General features: G+C 58.0%; 15 protein-coding genes. 4 read left to right on the top strand and 11 right to left on the bottom strand.

All coding sequences use genetic code 11. The annotated features are described in order from the left end of the window. Positions 1-39: 39 nt before the first annotated feature. The 7 genes from lpdA to sdhC form a co-directional block, all read right to left on the bottom strand. Positions 40-1476, bottom strand: a complete 1437-nt coding sequence (lpdA, locus tag ACZ9IM_RS02740) for a dihydrolipoyl dehydrogenase (RefSeq protein WP_008013855.1) — start codon at positions 1474-1476, stop codon at positions 40-42. A gap of 110 nt (positions 1477-1586) precedes the next feature. Continuing rightward, the gene (odhB, locus tag ACZ9IM_RS02735; protein WP_008071474.1) at positions 1587-2804 is read right to left on the bottom strand and encodes a 2-oxoglutarate dehydrogenase complex dihydrolipoyllysine-residue succinyltransferase; all 1218 of its coding nucleotides are present in this window, start codon (positions 2802-2804) and stop codon (positions 1587-1589) included. A gap of 42 nt (positions 2805-2846) precedes the next feature. Then, entirely contained in the window at positions 2847-5678 is a 2832-nt protein-coding gene (locus ACZ9IM_RS02730; RefSeq protein ID WP_007898987.1) for a 2-oxoglutarate dehydrogenase E1 component, read from the bottom strand. Positions 5679-5940: 262 nt separating this feature from the next. Further along, positions 5941-6645, bottom strand: a complete 705-nt coding sequence (locus ACZ9IM_RS02725; protein ID WP_007898989.1) for a succinate dehydrogenase iron-sulfur subunit — start codon at positions 6643-6645, stop codon at positions 5941-5943. 11 nt (positions 6646-6656) lie between these two features. Then, complete coding sequence (gene sdhA, locus ACZ9IM_RS02720) at positions 6657-8429, bottom strand: succinate dehydrogenase flavoprotein subunit (RefSeq protein ID WP_123496127.1); 1773 nt, start codon at positions 8427-8429, stop codon at positions 6657-6659. Between the two features lie 3 nt (positions 8430-8432). Beyond that, positions 8433-8801 carry a succinate dehydrogenase, hydrophobic membrane anchor protein gene (gene sdhD, locus ACZ9IM_RS02715; protein ID WP_008071469.1) on the bottom strand — a complete coding sequence of 123 codons (369 nt, stop codon included), beginning with the start codon at positions 8799-8801 and terminating at the stop codon, positions 8433-8435. Further along, positions 8795-9169, bottom strand: a complete 375-nt coding sequence (sdhC, locus tag ACZ9IM_RS02710) for a succinate dehydrogenase, cytochrome b556 subunit (protein ID WP_032830362.1) — start codon at positions 9167-9169, stop codon at positions 8795-8797. Before sdhC ends, sdhD begins: the two co-directional genes overlap by 7 nt. Positions 9170-9531: 362 nt before the next feature. On the opposite strand from sdhC, the gene gltA reads away from it, so the two are divergent. Beyond that, positions 9532-10818: a citrate synthase gene (gltA, locus tag ACZ9IM_RS02705; RefSeq protein WP_008071464.1), complete on the top strand. Its 1287-nt coding sequence runs from the start codon at positions 9532-9534 to the stop codon at positions 10816-10818. Positions 10819-11593: 775 nt separating this feature from the next. On the opposite strand, the gene ACZ9IM_RS02700 is transcribed toward gltA, so the two are convergent. The 3 genes from ACZ9IM_RS02700 to ACZ9IM_RS02690 all read right to left on the bottom strand — a co-directional run bounded on the left by ACZ9IM_RS02700 (position 11594) and on the right by ACZ9IM_RS02690 (position 14618). Then, positions 11594-13252, bottom strand: coding sequence for a cation acetate symporter (locus ACZ9IM_RS02700; RefSeq protein ID WP_427626751.1), 1659 nt, complete (start codon positions 13250-13252; stop codon positions 11594-11596). Then, positions 13249-13560 (bottom strand): DUF485 domain-containing protein, encoded by a 312-nt coding sequence (locus ACZ9IM_RS02695; RefSeq protein ID WP_008026759.1) that lies wholly within the window; start codon positions 13558-13560, stop codon positions 13249-13251. The genes ACZ9IM_RS02700 and ACZ9IM_RS02695 overlap by 4 nt, the downstream gene beginning before the upstream one ends. Positions 13561-13766: 206 nt before the next feature. Continuing rightward, the gene (locus tag ACZ9IM_RS02690; protein ID WP_427626748.1) at positions 13767-14618 is read right to left on the bottom strand and encodes a glycine betaine ABC transporter substrate-binding protein; all 852 of its coding nucleotides are present in this window, start codon (positions 14616-14618) and stop codon (positions 13767-13769) included. Positions 14619-14904: 286 nt separating this feature from the next. Here ACZ9IM_RS02690 and ACZ9IM_RS02685 point away from each other — a divergent pair, with 286 nt between their 5' ends. Beyond that, positions 14905-16500 (top strand): glycoside hydrolase family 17 protein, encoded by a 1596-nt coding sequence (locus tag ACZ9IM_RS02685; protein WP_427626747.1) that lies wholly within the window; start codon positions 14905-14907, stop codon positions 16498-16500. Between the two features lie 83 nt (positions 16501-16583). Here the strand turns inward: ACZ9IM_RS02685 and ACZ9IM_RS02680 are convergent, their stop codons facing one another. Beyond that, positions 16584-16952, bottom strand: coding sequence for a hypothetical protein (locus tag ACZ9IM_RS02680; protein ID WP_427626745.1), 369 nt, complete (start codon positions 16950-16952; stop codon positions 16584-16586). A gap of 223 nt (positions 16953-17175) precedes the next feature. Here ACZ9IM_RS02680 and ACZ9IM_RS02675 point away from each other — a divergent pair, with 223 nt between their 5' ends. Both ACZ9IM_RS02675 and ACZ9IM_RS02670 read left to right on the top strand, forming a co-directional pair. After that, positions 17176-18474: a serine/threonine protein kinase gene (locus ACZ9IM_RS02675; protein WP_192345748.1), complete on the top strand. Its 1299-nt coding sequence runs from the start codon at positions 17176-17178 to the stop codon at positions 18472-18474. Then, positions 18467-19255 carry an MlaA family lipoprotein gene (locus tag ACZ9IM_RS02670; protein WP_218394209.1) on the top strand — a complete coding sequence of 263 codons (789 nt, stop codon included), beginning with the start codon at positions 18467-18469 and terminating at the stop codon, positions 19253-19255. The genes ACZ9IM_RS02675 and ACZ9IM_RS02670 overlap by 8 nt, the downstream gene beginning before the upstream one ends. Positions 19256-19332: the final 77 nt, after the last annotated feature.

The raw sequence follows: 19332 nt of genomic DNA, 5'->3' as shown, positions 1-19332 counted from the left end.
GGCTCACGACGGGCCGTACCGCCGTGGTTTCTTATTGTCTTAACGCTTCTTGCGGTTGGCGATGTGGATGGCGCCGCCATTCACAGCCAAAGCTGCTTCGTGCAAGGCTTCAGACAGGGTCGGATGGGAGAAAACCATCATGCCCAGGTCTTCAGCGCTGGTGCCGAATTCCATACCGATCGCGCCCTGCTGAACCAGTTCTGCAGCGCTCGGGCCAATCACGTGGACGCCCAATACGCGGTCAGTCTTGGCATCGGCAATGACTTTCACGAAACCGCCGGTGTCGTTGGCTGCCATGGCACGGCCACTGGCTGCGAACGGGAAGGTGCCAACGTTAACTTCAACGCCTTCAGCCTTCAAGGTCTGCTCGGTTTTGCCGACCCATGCGATTTCCGGGTGAGTATAAATAACTGACGGGATCAAGTCATAGTTCATCTGGGCTTTGTGGCCCTTGATGCGCTCGACGACCATGATGCCCTCTTCCGAAGCCTTGTGTGCCAGCATCATGCCGCGAACCACGTCACCGATGGCATAAACGCCCGGTACGGTGGTGGCGCAGTGATCGTCAACGTGCACGAAACCGCGCTCGTCCAGGGTCACACCGCAATCGGCAGCCAGCAGATCAGTGGTCACCGGACGGCGACCAACGGCTACGATCAGCTTGTCGAAAGTGATGTTCTGTTCGCCGTTGGCATCGGTGTAGTTCACAACGACTTCGTTGCCGTTCACTTTGGAACCGGTAACGCGAGCGCCCAGCTTGATGTCCAGACCTTGTTTGGTCAGGGTTTTCAGCGCTTCCTTGGAAACGGCAGCGTCAGCGGCCATCAGGAAGGTGTCCAGTGCTTCAAGAACAGTCACTTCTGCGCCCAGACGGGACCAGACCGAACCCAGTTCCAGACCGATCACGCCAGCGCCAATCACGCCCAGACGTTTTGGAACCGATTGGAATTCCAGCGCGCCAGTCGAATCGACGATCACATTCTGGTCGACCGGAGCCGGTGGAATGTCGATCGGACGCGAACCTGGAGCCAGGATCACGTTCTCGGCCTCAATGATTTCTACCGAACCGTCAGGCTTGGTGACTTCGACTTTCTTGCCGGCCAGCAGTTTGCCGTGGCCCTGGATCGAGGTCACACCGTTGGCCTTGAACAGGGTGGCAACACCCGAGGTCAGGCCTTTGACGATGTTGGCTTTACGGCCGACCATTGCTGGCACGTCCATGGTCACGCCAGCGTGGTTGATACCGTGGATCGCGAAGCCGTCTTGGGCTTCGTGGAACTTCCAGGAGCTGTCCAGCAGCGCCTTGGATGGAATGCAGCCGACGTTCAGGCAAGTACCGCCGAGGGCCAGTTTGCCTTCCTTGTCGGTGTATTTCTCGATGCAGGCAGTGGAGAGGCCCAGTTGCGCTGCTTTAATGGCAGCCACGTAGCCGCCAGGGCCCGCGCCAATCACTACCACGTCGAATTTCTGAGTCATGTGTCATTCCTTCTCGAATCAAACCGGACGGCCCCTTTTGAGGACCGTCGTGGGACGAAGCTGGTCATTACAGAAGGGCCGTCCATCACTGAGCGGCCCGTGCAACGAAATCAGATATCCAGCAGCAAACGAGCCGGGTCTTCCAGCAGGTTCTTGATGGTAACCAGGAAGGTCACAGCTTCTTTGCCGTCGATCAAACGGTGATCGTAGGACAGAGCGAGGTACATCATCGGACGGATAACGACTTGACCGTTGATCGCCATAGGACGCTGCAGAATGTTGTGCATGCCCAGGATGGCCGCTTGTGGCGGGTTGACGATCGGAGTCGACATCATCGAACCGAAAGTACCACCGTTGGTGATGGTGAACGTACCACCGGTCATTTCGTCCATCGACAGCTTGCCGTCACGAGCCTTCTTGCCGAAGGTGGCGATGCCGCCTTCGATTTCAGCCAGGCTCATCAGTTCGGCGTTACGCAGAACCGGTACAACCAGGCCGCGGTCGCTGGAAACAGCAACACCGACGTCAGCGTAGCCGTGGTAAACGATGTCGGCACCGTCGATCGACGCGTTAACAGCCGGGAAGCGTTTCAGTGCTTCGGTGGCCGCTTTCACGAAGAACGACATGAAGCCCAAACGCACGCCGTTATGGCTTTTCTCAAAGAGATCCTTGTACTTCGAACGCAACGCCATGACTTCGGTCATGTCGACTTCGTTGAAAGTGGTCAGCATCGCCATGTTCGATTGAGCTTCAACCAGACGCTTGGCGACGGTGGCCCGCACGCGGGTCATCGGTACGCGCTTCTCGATGCGATCGCCGGCAGCGAACACTGGAGCAGCAGCGGCAGGCGCAGCAGCCTTGGCAGGCGCGGCAGCCGGAGCGGCTTTCTTGGCAGCTACAGCGGCAACAACGTCTTCCTTGGTCACACGACCGCCTTTGCCAGTGCCGGCAACGGAAGCGATGTTAATGCCGTTTTCTTCAGCCAGCTTGCGAGCAGCCGGTGCAGCAACAGGATCGTCTTCGCCCGCTTCGGCAGGAGCAGCGGCAGCAGCAGGTGCAGCAGCGGCGGCTGGAGCAGCGGCGGCAGCACTGCCCTCACCGATGGAGCCCAGAACTTCGTCGGACAGAACGGTGTCGCCTTCGTTCTTGACGATAGCGCCCAGCACGCCGTCAGCGGTGGCCAACACTTCCAGCACGACTTTGTCGGTTTCGATGTCGACGATCAGCTCGTCACGCTTGACGGCGTCGCCCGGTTTTTTGTGCCAGGTGGCAACGGTGCCATCGGCAACCGATTCCGGGAAAGTGGGGGCTTTGATTTCGATAGCCATTATCTGTGGGTCCTTAAATTCGGTTTCAGGTGCGCGAAGGCGTTAAACAGTAAAGGCGTCTTGCAGCAGTTGTTCCTGCTGCTCAGCGTGCATCGATGCATAACCACAAGCAGGTGCAGCAGAAGCATCACGGCCCGCGTACTCAAGTACGAGAGACTTGTCGTGATTGCCAACGATGCGGCGCATGTGGTGTTGGCTGCAGTACCAGGCACCCTGGTTCATCGGCTCTTCCTGACACCAAACGATATGTTTGAGGTTGGTGTACGGAGCCAGGACTTCGTTCAAGTCGTCCTCAGGGAATGGGTACAGCTGCTCGATACGCACGATGGCGATGTCATCACGACCTTCGGCACGGCGTTTTTCCAGCAGGTCGTAGTAGACCTTGCCGCTACACAGAACAACGCGCTCGACCTTTTTCGGGTCCAGGGCATCGATTTCCGGGATAACGGTCTGGAACGAACCTTCGGCCAGATCTTCCAGGGTCGAGATGGCCAGTTTGTGACGCAGCAGCGACTTCGGAGTCAGGACGATCAACGGCTTGCGCAGCGGGCGAATCACCTGACGACGCAGCAAGTGGTAGATCTGAGCCGGCGTAGTCGGTACGGCTACCTGAATGTTGTGCTCGGCGCACAGCTGCAGGTAACGCTCCAGACGAGCCGAAGAGTGCTCCGGACCCTGACCTTCATAACCGTGCGGCAGCAGCATGGTCAGACCGCAGAGACGGCCCCACTTGTGCTCGCCACTGGTGATGAACTGGTCGATAACCACTTGGGCACCGTTGGCGAAGTCGCCGAACTGGGCTTCCCAGATCACCAGCGCCTCAGGCGTGGTGGTCGAGTAACCGTATTCGAACGCCAGCACGGCTTCTTCGGACAGGAACGAATCGTACAGGTCGAAACGTGGCTGGCCCTTGTACAGGTTTTGCAGCGGGACGTAGGTACCCGCGTCTTTCTGGTTGTGCAAGACAGCGTGACGGTGCGAGAACGTACCGCGACCGATGTCCTGACCCGTCATGCGAATCGGGTGACCTTCGAACGCCAGGGTCGCGTACGCCATGGTTTCGGCGTAACCCCAGTTGATCGGCAGGCCGCCGGCTTGCATTTTCTGACGGTCTTCGTAGATTTTCGAGACCTGGCGCTGAACCACGAAGCCTTCCGGAATTTCCAGCAGCTTGGCGGACAGTTCCTGCAAGGTTTTCAGATCGAAGCGAGTGTCGTGACGCGCGGTCCAGGCGTGGCCCAGATACGGACGCCAGTCCACGAACAACTCTTTGTTCGGCTCTTTGACCAGGCTTTTTACAACATGCAGACCGTTGTCCAGCGCATTGCGGTATTCGTCGACTTTCGCCTGAACACGCTCTGCGTCCAGCACACCGCCCTGGGTCAGACGATCGGCATACAGCTCACGGGTGGTGCGCTGTTTGGTGATCTGCTGATACATGATTGGCTGGGTGCCGCTTGGCTCGTCGGCCTCGTTGTGACCGCGACGACGGTAGCAGACCAGGTCGATCACCACGTCACGCTTGAACTGCATGCGGTAGTCGATGGCCAGCTGGGTCACGAACAACACGGCTTCCGGATCATCACCATTCACATGGAGGATCGGCGCCTGGATCATCTTCGCAACGTCGGTCGCGTACTCGGTGGAGCGCGAGTCCAGCGGGTTGCTGATGGTGAAACCGACCTGGTTGTTGATCACGATGTGCACGGTACCGCCGGTCTTGAAACCGCGGGTCTGCGACATCTGGAAGGTTTCCATGACCACACCTTGACCGGCGAATGCCGCGTCACCGTGGATGGAGATCGGTAGAACCTTCTCGCCGGTAGGGTCGTTACGACGATCCTGACGGGCGCGAACCGAACCCTCGACCACCGGGGAAACGATTTCCAGGTGGGAAGGGTTGAACGCCATGGCCAGGTGAACTTCACCGCCGGTGGTCATCACGTTGGACGAGAAGCCCTGGTGATACTTAACGTCACCGGAACCCAGCTCGACCTTCTTCTTGCCTTCGAACTCGTCGAACAGCTCGCGCGGGTTCTTGCCGAAGGTGTTGACCAGCACGTTGAGACGGCCACGGTGGGCCATGCCGATCACGATTTCCTTGGTGCCGTAAGAACCGGAACGCTGGATCAGCTCGTCGAGCATCGGAATCAGGCTCTCGCCGCCTTCCAGACCGAAACGCTTGGTACCCGGGTATTTGGTACCGAGGTATTTTTCCAGGCCTTCGCCGGCGGTGACGCGCTCAAGCAGGTGGCTCTTGATGTCGACGGAGTACGTCGGACGGCCGCGCACGCTTTCCAGACGCTGCTGGAACCACTGGCGCTGCTCGGAATCGGTGATATGCGTAAATTCAGCGCCGATGGTGCGGCAATATGTCTGCTGCAACGCTTCGTGAATTTCGCGTAGGCTCGCCTCCTCTTTGCCGATGAACAGGTCGCCGGCACGGAAGGTCGTATCAAGATCGGCATTGGTCAAGCCGTAATGATTGATTGACAGGTCTGCAGGTGCAGGACGCTGCCACAGCCCCAGCGGGTCAAGCTGGGCTGCCTGGTGGCCACGCATACGGTAGGCCTGGATCAATCGCAGCACTTCAACTTGCTTCTTCTCGTGCTCACTGCTCACGCTACCGGCGGAAACCGGTTGGGCGCGGCGCTGGTTCTTTGCCAGCAAGACGAAATGATCGCGAATTGTGGAGTGCGAAACATCGGTGGCAGTGTTGCCATCAGCAGGCAACTTCTGGAAGTAGGTGCGCCACTCTTCTGGCACAGCGTTAGGGTCGTGCAGGTAGAGCTCGTAGAGCTCTTCCACATAGGCAGCGTTACTACCGGATAGGTAGGCGCTGTTCCACATGCGCTGCATCACGCTTTCTTGCATGCTTGGTCACCCTCGGTTAGGGGAACACCACCGGCGTCGACACCGAGAAAACTTGCAGAAGTCCGAATGCAGCGACTAAAACAAGCCACTTAGGATCACGCTGATAGTCCGGGTACCAGCCCGGATGCCCCTGCTTGTCTCATTTCTTCAAAATAAGAGCCGCAGCCTTATAAGCTGCTGCCCAGGTTAAAACTACGGCGCCGGTTGAAGCCTGCGCCGTAGCATCTACGGGTACAGCGGTCCTACGGGTACAGCAGCTGAATCACACGCCGCTTTGCAGCAGCATGTTACGGATGTGACCGATGGCCTTAGTCGGGTTCAGGCCTTTCGGACAAACGTTGACGCAGTTCATGATGCCCCGGCAGCGGAATACGCTGAACGGGTCATCCAGCGAAGCCAGACGCTCGGATGTCTTGTTGTCGCGGCTGTCTGCCAGGAAGCGATAGGCTTGCAGCAGAGCAGCCGGCCCCAGGAACTTGTCCGGGTTCCACCAGAAGGACGGGCACGAAGTCGAGCAGCAAGCGCACAGAATGCACTCGTACAGACCGTCGAGCTTTTCACGCTCTTCAGGGGACTGCAGACGCTCGATGGCCGGAGCCGGCGTGTCGTTCTGCAGGTATGGCTTAACCTTTTCGTATTGCTTGTAGAAGATGCTCATATCGACGACCAGGTCACGGATAACCGGCAAACCTGGCAGCGGACGAACGATCAGCTTGTTACGTTTAACGACGGCAGACAGCGGCGTGATGCATGCCAGACCGTTTTTGCCGTTGATGTTCATGCCGTCGGAACCGCAAACACCTTCACGGCAAGAGCGACGATAGGAGAAACCTTCGTCCTGCTCTTTGATCAGGGCCAGCACGTCCAGCACCATCAGGTCTTTACCACCGGTATCAACCTGGAATTCCTGCATGAACGGCGCAGCGTCCTGATCAGGGTTGTAACGATAAACACTGACTTGCAACATGGCGGCCACCCTTAATAAGTCCGAATCTTAGGTTCAAAAGTCGGAACAGTCTTCGGCGAGAAGTTCACAGCACGCTTGGTAACGCGCTTGTCACCCGGGAAGTACAGGGTGTGGCACAGCCAGTTTTCATCGTCACGGTCTTCGAAGTCTTCACGGGCGTGAGCACCGCGGGACTCTTTGCGCACTTCTGCAGCGATAGCAGTGGCTTCGGCCACTTCCAGCAGGTTCTGCAGTTCCAGCGCTTCGATACGCGCCGTGTTGAACGCCTGGCTCTTGTCGTTGATCTTGACGTTGGCGATACGCACGCGCAGATCAGCCAGCTGAGCAATACCCTTCTGCATGTATTCGCCGGTACGGAACACACCGAAGTAGTTCTGCATGCAGCTTTGCAGTTCGCGACGCAGGGTTGCCACGTCTTCACCTTCAGTACGCTCGTTCAGAGCGGACAGACGTGCCAGGGCCGCGTTGATGTCAGCGTCGGTGGCGTCATCGTATTCGATACCGTCGCTCAGCGCTTTTTCCAGGTGCAGGCCGGCAGCGCGGCCGAATACCACCAGGTCAAGCAGCGAGTTGCCGCCCAGACGGTTGGCACCGTGAACCGATACGCACGCCACTTCACCCACTGCGAACAGGCCAGGGATGATTTCGTCGACGCCTTCGTCGTTCTGGGTGATTGCCTGACCGTGAATGTTGGTCGGAACGCCGCCCATCATATAGTGGCAGGTCGGAACGACCGGAACCGGAGCAACAACAGGGTCAACGTGTGCGAAAGTCTTGGACAGTTCGCAGATACCTGGCAGACGGCTGTGCAGCACTTCCTCGCCCAAGTGGTCGAGTTTGAGCATTACGTGGTCGCCATTCGGACCGCAACCGTTGCCGGCGATGATCTCTTTAACCATCGAACGGGCAACGACGTCACGACCGGCAAGGTCTTTGGCGTTCGGAGCATAACGCTCCATGAAACGCTCGCCGTGCTTGTTGATCAGGTAACCACCTTCACCACGGCAACCTTCGGTAACCAGTACACCGGCGCCGGCGATGCCGGTCGGGTGGAACTGCCACATTTCGATGTCTTGTACCGGTACGCCTGCACGCAGCGCCATACCAACGCCGTCACCGGTGTTGATCAGGGCGTTGGTGGTCGATGCGTAGATACGACCTGCACCGCCGGTGGCCAGTACGGTAGCCTTGGCGCGGATGTAGGTGGTTTCGCCGGTTTCAATGCAGATGGCAATCACGCCGACGAATGCGCCGTCCTGGTTCTTCACCAGATCAACAGCGTAGTACTCGTTAAGGAACGTGGTGCCAGCTTTCAGGTTGCCCTGATAAAGGGTGTGCAGCAGCGCGTGACCGGTACGGTCGGAAGCGGCGCAGGTACGGGCAGCCTGCCCGCCTTTACCGTAATCCTTCGACTGACCGCCGAATGGACGCTGATAGATACGGCCTTGCTCGGTACGGGAGAACGGCAGACCCATGTGGTCCAGTTCAAACACCGCAGCCGGGCCTTCCTGACACATGTATTCGATAGCGTCCTGGTCACCGATGTAGTCGGAACCCTTGACGGTATCGTACATGTGCCAGCGCCAGTCATCGTTCGGGTCCGCAGAAGCGATAGCGCAGGTGATGCCACCCTGAGCCGATACGGTGTGCGAACGCGTCGGGAAAACCTTGGTGATCACGGCAGTCTTGTGACCGCCTTGTGCCAGTTGCAGCGCTGCGCGCATGCCGGCACCGCCGCCACCAATAATGATGGCGTCGAAAGAAATCGTTGGAATGTTAGCCATGGATCAGATACCCCAGAGAATCTGCACACCCCAGACGAAGTAAGCGAACATCGCAACGCCGCATACTGCCTGGAAAAGGAAACGTACTGCAGTCGCGGACTTGCCCAGCGCCATCGGCGTCAGGTAGTCAGTCGCGATGGTCCACATGCCGACCCAGGCGTGAGCGCCCAGGGCTACAAGGGCCAGCAGACTGAAGATACGCATCCCGTTGTGGGCGAACAGGGCATGCCATTGGTCGTAGCCAATGCCTGGATTCGCAACGAGGTATCCGATCAGGAAGATGAAATAAGCCGCGAGAACGACCGCAGACACACGCTGTGCCATCCAGTCATAGAGGCCCGAACGCGACAGGTTCGTAACGCTGGTTACCATATCCAAACTCCCGCCAGAACGATCAACACCGCAGATACGGCGATAATGATTTGCGAGCCCAGCTTGCCGCCTTCCAGCGTCTCACCGATGCCCATATCCATAATCAAATGGCGCACACCGGCTACCAGGTGATACAGAAGAGCGGACAGGAGGCCCCATGCTACGAACTTGGCCAGCGGGCTGGTCAAGCATGCCTTCACCTCGGCAAAACCTTCCTCGGAACCCAGAGATTTGCCCAATGCATAAAGCATGAAGCCAAGGCCCAGGAAGAGGATGATGCCGGAAACACGGTGAAGAAACGACGTAACGCCGGTGATGGGGAGTTTGATGGTCCTTAGGTCTAGGTTTACAGGTCGTTGGCTTTTCACGGCTTTTTTTCACACTGAAGAGCCCCTAACAATCAGGGCAAAGTTGTTGGGGAGTGCACTGGTCAGGTAACCACCACCCAGGGATGCGACCCCCAATAAAGCAGGCCCAAAAGCCCCTGGCGGTCGGTGGCCGAGTATAGACAGTTAGGCTACTAATGACAACGCGTTCACCTTCCCCTAATAGCTGATTGCACAAGTGACATAAAAGGCGTAAATGGCAGTCAATTTCGAGGAAAAAGTCCGGTTAAAGCCTTCTGGAGCAAGACTTTAGGCAAATTGACATTCGAATTTATCTCACTATAGTGGTGCGGGCCCTGCGTGGGGGGTCTGTCTGATGATTTCAAGCATAAATAGGAGGCCACATGGCTGACAAAAAAGCGCAGTTGATCATCGAGGGCGCAGCCCCCGTCGAGCTGCCCATTTTAACCGGCACCGTTGGTCCCGATGTTATCGACGTTCGGGGCCTGACGGCCACGGGCCGTTTCACCTTTGACCCTGGTTTCATGTCGACTGCCTCCTGCGAGTCGAAGATCACCTATATCGACGGCGACAACGGCATTCTGCTGCACCGCGGCTACCCGATCGAACAGCTGGCTGAAAAGTCGGACTACCTGGAAACCTGCTATCTGCTGCTCAACGGCGAATTGCCGACCGCAGAACAGAAGGCCCAGTTCGTCGGCACCGTGAAGAACCACACCATGGTTCACGAGCAATTGAAGACCTTCTTCAACGGCTTCCGTCGCGACGCTCACCCGATGGCCGTCATGTGCGGCGTAGTGGGTGCCCTCTCGGCCTTCTACCACGACTCCCTCGACATCAATAACCCGCAGCATCGCGAAATCTCCGCGATCCGCCTGGTTGCCAAGATGCCGACCCTGGCCGCAATGGTTTACAAGTACTCCATGGGCCAACCCATGATGTACCCGCGCAACGACCTGTCGTACGCGGAAAACTTCCTGCACATGATGTTCAACACCCCGTGCGAGATCAAACCGATCAGCCCGGTACTCGCCAAGGCCATGGACCGGATCTTCATCCTCCATGCCGACCACGAGCAGAACGCATCGACTTCTACCGTACGCCTGGCCGGCTCGTCGGGTGCCAACCCGTTCGCCTGTATCGCCGCCGGTATCGCTGCACTGTGGGGCCCTGCCCACGGCGGTGCGAACGAAGCCGTTCTGACCATGCTTGACGAGATTGGCGATGTTTCGAACATCGACAAGTACATCGCCAAGGCCAAGGACAAGAACGATCCGTTCAAACTGATGGGCTTCGGTCACCGGGTTTACAAAAACCGCGACCCACGCGCCACCGTCATGAAGCAAACCTGCGACGAAGTGCTGAAAGAGCTGGGCATCACCAACGATCCGCAACTCGAACTGGCCATGCGCCTGGAAGAGATCGCCCTGACCGATCCGTACTTCATCGAACGCTCGCTGTACCCGAACGTCGACTTCTACTCGGGGATCATCCTCAAGGCGATCGGCATTCCGACCAGCATGTTCACCGTGATCTTCGCTCTGGCGCGGACTGTCGGCTGGATTTCCCACTGGAAAGAAATGCTCTCCAGCCCGTACAAGATTGGCCGTCCGCGTCAGCTGTACACTGGCTATGAGTCGCGTGATATCACCCGGCTTGAAGACCGCTGATAAGAGCCGTCTTGCGATAACGTCTTGAGCTGTACCGGAAACGGCCTCTATTTAGATAGGGGCCGTTTTTGTTTGTGCCTGACGTTGAGTTACGCGGCGGCCTGAGGGCCTACCGGGCTCTTGCAGATGCACATCATCCCTGTGGTAGCTGGCTTGCCTGCGATGGCGGCCTGACAGCCGACCAATCTTTCCCGGATGTACCCAGTCCAACTGTGGGAGCGAGCCTGCTCGCGAAGCTGTTGATCTTGCCGTTGCCGTTGCTTTGGCTTTTGATTTTGATCTGTTGCCCCTTTCCCAGAGGCCGAACGCAGGCATTGCGTAGGGGGCACCGCGGCAAGGATGCCGCGGTAGCCGCCCCCGGCCATGGATGGCCGATGGCGGCGGGCCCCCGGAGCAATGCCGGAGTGAGGGCATGCCGAGCCTAGGCGAGGCACCGAATGGCGGGGCAAGAGCGCTTTGGTTACTTTCGCGCTTCTCGAAAGTGACTCGCTGTAAAAGCGAAACCGCCAGCGGCCGTAACCGCAGCAATGGATATGTACACCATCAAAAAACAAACCGCCTGGCATACAGCCTTCGCGGGCAAGCCTCGCTCCTACAAAGACGAGCGATAACCGCCAGCCGACGCTACCGCAGAAACGGATATGTAAACGATCAAAGAGCAGGCCACCTCCGCGGAAAAACCATACAGAGTGCGATAACCGCCCAATAAAAAATGCCCCAATCTCTCGACCAGGGCATTTTGTGTAGCTCAGCTTATATATAGAAACTCAAAGCCTTAGTGCGAAACCGCCCCACTCGCCCCCAACCCAGTCTGCGAACGAACAAACTGCGGGAAGAACAGCGCCCGCTCGTTCACACCCTCAGCCGACTTGTCAGTGACCGAGAAGAACCAGATCCCGACAAACGCAATGGCCATAGAGAACAACGCCGGGTATTCATACGGGAAGATCGCCTTCTCGTGACCCAGGATCTGCACCCAGATGGTTGGCCCCAGCACCATCAAGCCAACAGCACTGACCAGACCCAGCCAGCCGCCAATCATCGCACCACGAGTCGTCAGCTTCTTCCAGTACATGGAAAGCAGCAGTACCGGGAAGTTGCAGCTCGCCGCGATGGAGAACGCCAGGCCCACCATGAACGCGATGTTCTGCTTCTCGAACAGTATGCCCAAGCCGATCGCCAGCACCGCCAGAGCGATGGTGGTGATTTTCGAGACACGGATCTCGTCCTTCTCGTTGGCCTTGCCCTTCTTGATCACACTGGCGTACAGGTCATGGGACACTGCCGAAGCACCGGCCAGGGTCAGACCAGCCACCACCGCCAGGATGGTTGCGAACGCCACCGCCGAGATGAAGCCCAGGAAGATGCTGCCACCCACCGCGTTGGCCAAATGCACCGCCGCCATGTTGTTGCCGCCCATCAGCGCGCCAGCCGCATCTTTAAAGGCCGGGTTAGTGCTGACCAGCAAGATCGCGCCGAAGCCGATGATGAAGGTCAGGATGTAGAAGTAGCCGATGAAGCCAGTTGCATACAGCACGCTTTTACGCGCTTCTTTAGCGTCGCTCACGGTGAAGAAGCGCATCAGGATGTGCGGCAGACCAGCGGTACCGAACATCAGTGCCAGGCCGAGGGAGAACGCCGAAACTGGATCTTTCACCAGGCCGCCCGGGCTCATGATTGCTTCACCTTTAGGGTGAACCTTGATCGCCTCGGAGAACAGCGCGTTGAAGTCGAAGTTGACGTGCTTCATCACCATCAGTGCCATGAACGAGGCACCGGACAGCAACAGCACCGCCTTGATGATCTGCACCCACGTGGTCGCCAGCATGCCGCCGAACAGCACGTACATGCACATCAGGATACCGACCAGGATCACCGCAACGTGATAGTCGAGACCGAACAACAGCTGAATCAGCTTGCCAGCACCCACCATTTGCGCGATCAGGTAGAACGCCACCACCACCAGCGAACCGCATGCCGACAGCGAGCGGATCTGGGTTTGCCCGAGGCGGTAGGACGCCACGTCGGCAAAGGTGTATTTGCCCAGGTTCCGCAGGCGCTCGGCGATCAGGAACAGAATAATCGGCCAACCCACCAGGAAGCCGATCGAGTAGATCAGGCCATCGTAGCCGGAGGTGAACACCAGGGCGGAAATACCCAGGAAGGACGCCGCGGACATGTAGTCACCGGCAATCGCCAAGCCGTTCTGGAAACCGGTGATCTTGCCGCCCGCCGCATAGTAGTCGGCGGCCGAGTTGTTTTTCTTGGAAGCCCAGTAAGTGATGCACAGGGTTGCACCCACGAATGCCACGAACATCAGGATCGCGGAAATGTTGAGTGGTTGTTTCTGTACCGCACCCGTCAGGGCTTCAGCCGCCCAGGCGCCAGGTGCGAAGGCTGCGATGCTCAATAGAGCCATTAGACGCCGGATCATTGCTGAGCCTCCTTGAGAATCGCATTGTTCAAGTCGTCGAATTCGCCATTGGCGCGTCGCACGTAGATGCCCGTCAGGATAAAGGCCGAAACAATCAGCCCGACACCGATCGGAATGCCCCAGGTAATTGAGGACTCGGGGCTGATTTTTGCGCCCAGGATATGCGGCCCGTAAGCAATCAAAAGAATGAATCCGGAGTACAGCCCAAGCATGATCGCTGAAAGAATCCAGGCGAATCGTTCTCTCTTGCTGACCAGCTCCTTGAAGCGCGGGCTGTTTTGAATCGAGAGGTAAATGCTGTCGTTCATTGTTTTTATCCTCGCAGCACAGATTTAGTTGGAACGGTATCCACTCTATGCGGCTGCCGGACAGGTTCCAGACGACCTTAGTATTAGAACGACATGACAGAGTCGCCATTTCTCATGCATGCGTTAAACACATAAAAAAGCAAAAGGCCCCTTGGCATAAATGCCAAGAGGCCTCGATAAGTGCTGACTAGACGCTTCAGATCAAATCATTTGACCCAGTCGGCAACGCGATCCGGGTGTTTGGCCACCCAATCCTTCGCTGCTGCTTCAGGCTTGGCACCGTCCTGAATCGCCAACATGACTTGGCCGATTTCGTCTTTCGACGCCCACTGGAAGTTCTTCAGGAACTTCGCAACTTCAGGCGCTTTGGTTGCCAGTTCTTTGCTGCCGATGCTGTTCACGGTTTCAGCTGCGCCGTAAACGCCTTTCGGGTCTTCCAGGAAGCGCAGTTTCCACTTGGCGAACATCCAGTGCGGCACCCAACCGGTGACGGCAATGGATTCGTTTTTCTTCTCGGCACGGGTCAGCTCGGCAATCATGCCGGCGCCGGAACTGGCCTTGAGGGTATAGCCGTCCAGGCCATAGTCCTTGATCGCCTGCTCGGACTTGAGCATCACGCCTGAACCGGCATCGATACCGACGATACGATTTTTGAAGCTGTCGTCGGTTTTCAGATCGGCAATCGACTTGGCCTTGACGTACTCCGGCACGATCAGACCGATTTTCGCATCCTTGAAGTTCGGGCCGTAATCGACGACCTGATCCTTGTTCTTGGTCCAGTATTCACCGTGAGTCACGGGCAGCCACGCCGACAGCATGGCGTCGAGTTTGCCAGTGGCCACACCCTGCCACATGATCCCGGTGGCAACCGCTTGCAGCTTCACGTCATAACCGAGTTTCTGTCTGATCACTTCCGCGGCCACGTTGGTCGTGGCGACGCTGTCCGACCAGCCGTCTACATAACCGATCGTCACTGCCTTGCCTTCAGCACTGGCCATCGTAGAACTGATCGCCAGCACCAAAGCGGCACCTGCGCCCAAGAGTCGTCGCATCTTCATCGTTACTTCCCCGAAAGTGCTGCGCTCGACGGATGCCGAGCCGCTCAACGTATTGTTATGGTGCACAGCGCCCCCATCACGCCTCACCGCAAACTCGTTCAAACATCAGCGGAGTACTGACGCCACGATAATCAACCTGACGCCAACGACGACCTGCTCTGCCAGCGACCTCAAGGCATCGAGAAACGACATCAGAAGGCCATTAATTGCAACCGTCGCAAATCCATCCGCCACCCCGCCCAAACTTTGCATGTCAAAATTATGCGGGCCACCAAGCGCGGGACAAATGCAGGTAACATGCGCGGCTTTGTTCCCAGACGGCCTGACCATGCCCGCGACATCCCGCTTTCCTCTTCTTGCTTATTTATTTGCCTGCCTGTTGGGGCTTTTTGCCCTCGGTGGCTTCTGGTATGGACTCGGCAAACCGGTGATCCTGCCGGACGTGGCCAGCGCAACACACAAGCTGCAATGCGCCTCCTACACCCCGTTCGACAAAGACCAATCGCCGTTCGATGTGCCGTTCAAACTGCGCCCCGAGCGCATGGACGCCGACCTCGCACTGCTGGCAACCCGTTTCGAATGCATCCGTACTTATTCCATGACTGGCCTTGAGGCCCTGCCCGACCTGGCACGCAAGCACGGCTTGAAGCTGATGATCGGCGCCTGGGTCAACAGCAACCCGGTGGACACCGCCAAGGAGGTCGACCTGCTGATCGCCTCGGCCAATGCCAACGCCGATGTAGTGACCTCGGTGATCGTAGGTAATGAAACCCTGCTGCGCAAGGAAGTCACCGGCGCACAGTTGGCGACGCTGATTAACAAGGTCAAAAGTCAGGTCAAACAACCGGTGACCTACGCCGACGTCTGGGAATTCTGGCTCAAGCATCCCGAAATCGCTCCGGCGGTGGACTTCCTGACCATTCATTTGCTGCCGTACTGGGAAGACGATCCGTCGAACATCGACGCCGCGCTGCAGCATGTGGCCGAAGTGCGTCAGGTGTTCGGCAACAAATTCGCGCCCAAAGACGTGATGATTGGCGAAACCGGTTGGCCGAGCGAAGGCCGTCAGCGCGAAACCGCGCTGCCGAGCCGGGTCAATGAAGCCAAGTTTATTCGTAGCTTTGTGATCATGGCCGAACAGCAAGGCTGGCATTACAACCTGATCGAGGCATTCGACCAGCCCTGGAAACGCGCCAGCGAAGGTGCGGTCGGAGGTTACTGGGGATTGTTCGACGCCGATCGTCAGGATAAAGGCGTACTCGCCGGACCGGTATCGAACGTGCCGTACTGGTCGCAATGGCTGGCGCTGGGTGGGTTGATCTTCATCGGCACACTGATCCTCGGCGGTCGCGTTCGCAGCACCCGCGCGGCGCTGGTACTGCCGCTGCTCGGCGCGCTGGCGGCCTGTTCGATTGGCGCCTGGGGCGATCTGGCTCGGGTCACCACACGGTTTGCCAGTGAATGGCTATGGGTCGCTTTGCTGACGGGGTTGAATCTGTTGGTGCTGGCCCATGCTGCGCTGACCTTGAGCGCTCGTACTGGCTGGCGTGAACGCGCCTTCAATGCACTGGAGCGTCGCGCTGGCTGGTGGCTGGCCGCGGCAGGTTTTGCCGCGGCGGTGATAATGCTGGAACTGGTGTTCGACCCGCGTTATCGCAGCTTCCCGAGTGTCGCGTTCATCCTGCCGGCGCTGGTGTACCTGTGCCGTCCGGTCAGTGTGCCGCGCCGGGAAATCGCCCTGCTGACCTTCATCATCGGCGCCGGCATTGCGCCACAGTTGTATCAAGAAGGTTTGCAGAACCAGCAGGCCTGGGGTTGGGCGCTGGTGAGTGTGTTGATGGTGGCGGCGTTGTGGCGCAGCTTGCGGGTTCGCAAGGGCTGATCAACAAAGCAAGATCAAAAGATCGCAGCCTTCGGCAGCTCCTACGCGCCTGTGGGCGCTGCCGCAGACTGGGATCTTTTTTATCAGGCGCTACGAGAAGCCCGGACCAGACGCAAAGCAGCAATCACCACCGCAAACACCGCCAACGTGGTGTTGTACAACGCCAGCGCCGGAAACCCGAACACCAGCGCCAGCACCGCCAGCCACCACCCCGCTCGCCCTGGTAGAACAAAACCAATCACGGCGGCGGCCATTGCCGTCCAGCCCAACACCTTGAAATGAATCATCAAGCCCAGGTTCGACCGAATCTGGCATTCCCAACGACTGGCCTCATCCACGCAGATGCCGACCCATTGCGCATCCTCCATGAAGCCATAACGCGCGCCATAACTGGCGGCCAGCCATAATGGCAGAAGAACGAGCAACAGGATCACGGGCAGACGGCGGGACATGCAACACTCCAATAAACGAAATCGGCGGCCAGCTTAATCCCCCGCCCGCGGTAAGCAAGTGACATCAACAGATAACTGTTCATCAAATAGCTGCAAAGTGTATCGTCCAGCTACCGTTGCTCCGAAATCAGGCCTGATTGGTGCCCATCATGGCACTTTGGCGCAAATCCTGTGGTCATAGCCTGCGAACTTCATCCGGCACCTTCCTCTAAGGGATCTAGTCATGCTCCGTTCCTTGCGCTGCGCCGCCCTGTTTGGCGGCTTGATTTTAAGTGCGTCCGCACTGGCGGCCGACATTGATGCCGCCAGTTACGGCTACCCCCTGACCAACCCGTTCGAGGCGACTATCGCCACAACACCGCCGGAGTTACGCCCGGAGTTGCCGCTCGACGACGATATCAATCAGGAGGATCGCAGCGTCACGTTGCGCCCCGAGCGTGAATTCAGCCTGCCGGACAACTTCTGGCCGGTAAAGAAACTCACCTACCGCATCGCCACGCAAGATCAAGCGGCACCGTTGATCTTCCTGATTTCCGGCACGGGTGCACGCTATGACAGCACCCTCAACGAGTACCTGAAAAAGCTCTACTACAAGGCCGGCTATCACGTGGTGCAGCTGTCGTCGCCGACCAGCTTCGACTTCATGACCGCCGCTTCGCGTTTCGCCACACCGGGCGTGACCAAGGAGGATGCCGAAGACATGTACCGGGTGATGCAGGCCGTGCGGGCGCAGAACCCGAAGCTGCCGGTCACCGATTATTTCCTGACCGGTTACAGCCTTGGCGCACTGGATGCGGCATTTGTCGCGCACCTGGATGAAACCCGTCGCAGCTTCAATTTCAAGAAAGTCTTGCTGCTCAACCCACCGGTCAACCTTTACACCTCGGTCACCAACCTGGACAAGCTGGTACAGACAGAGGTAAAGGGCATCAACAACAGCACCACCTTCTATGAACTGGTACTGGACAAACTGACCCGCTACTTCCAGCAGAAGGGCTACATCGACCTCAACGATGCCCTGCTCTACGACTTCCAGCAGTCCAAGCAGCACTTGAGCAACGAACAGATGGCCATGCTGATTGGCACTTCGTTCCGTTTCTCGGCAGCGGACATCGCCTTCACCTCGGACCTGATCAACCGCCGCGGCCTGATCACGCCACCGAAATACCCGATCACCGAAGGCACCACCCTCACGCCGTTTCTCAAACGCGCACTGCAATGCGACTTCGACTGCTACCTGACCGAACAGGTCATTCCGATGTGGCGCGCCCGCACCGACGGCGGCAGCCTGCTGCAACTGATCGATCAGGTCAGCCTGTATGCACTCAAGGACTACCTGCACGACAGCCCGAAAATCGCCGTCATGCACAACGCCGACGACGTGATCCTCGGCCCTGGCGACCTGGGGTTTCTGCGCCGCACCTTCGGCGACCGTTTGACTGTTTATCCATTGGGCGGCCATTGCGGCAACCTCAACTATCGCGTCAACAGCGACGCCATGCTGGAGTTTTTCCGTGGCTAAATACCCCTTGCTGATCGCAGCGTTACTCTGTGCAGGCGTCGCCAATGCCGACAACAGCAAAGCCAATGCACCTGTGGTGGTCGATAGTGACGGCTTCAAGGAACCGCTGAGCAAACTCAAATTCAACCCGGGGCTGGATCAGCGCGAGTTCGAACGTTCGACGCTCAACGCGCTGAACGTCTACGACCCGCTGGAAGAATGGAACCGCCGCGTCTACCACTTCAACTACCGTTTCGACCAATGGGTGTTCCTGCCCGTGGTCAACGGCTATCGCTACATCACCCCAAGCTTCCTGCGCACCGGCGTCAGCAACTTCTTCAACAACGTCGGCGATGTGCCAAACCTGGTGAACAGCTTGCTGCAATTCAAAGGTCAGCGTTCGATGGAAACCACCGCGCGCCTGCTGCTCAACACCACCATCGGTGTCGCTGGCCTGTGGGACCCGGCCACCGCCATGGGGCTGCCGCGCCAGAGCGAAGACTTCGGTCAGACACTGGGCTTCTACGGCGTACCGGGTGGCGCCTACTTCGTGCTGCCGATCCTCGGCCCGTCAAACCTGCGTGACACTGCAGGCCTGGTGGTGGATTACACCGGCGAATCGGCGATCAACTTCCTGAACGTGGCCGAAGTCAGCTCCAACCATCCGGAAGTCTGGGCACTTCGCGTCATCGACAAGCGCTATCAGAACAGCTTCCGTTACGGCCAACTGAATACGCCGTTCGAGTATGAAAAAGTGCGTTACGTGTACACCGAGTCGCGCAAGCTGCAGGTCGCCGAGTAATTCTGTCGACAATAAAAAAGGCCATTCGATTTGCGTCGAATGGCCTTTTTATGCGCGTCTCAAACACCACCAATCAA

The sequence above is a fragment of the Pseudomonas sp. TE12508 genome (assembly GCF_056279485.1).
The sequence above is the reverse complement of the archived record's forward strand: the minus strand, read 5'-3'. Positions and strand labels throughout refer to the sequence as shown.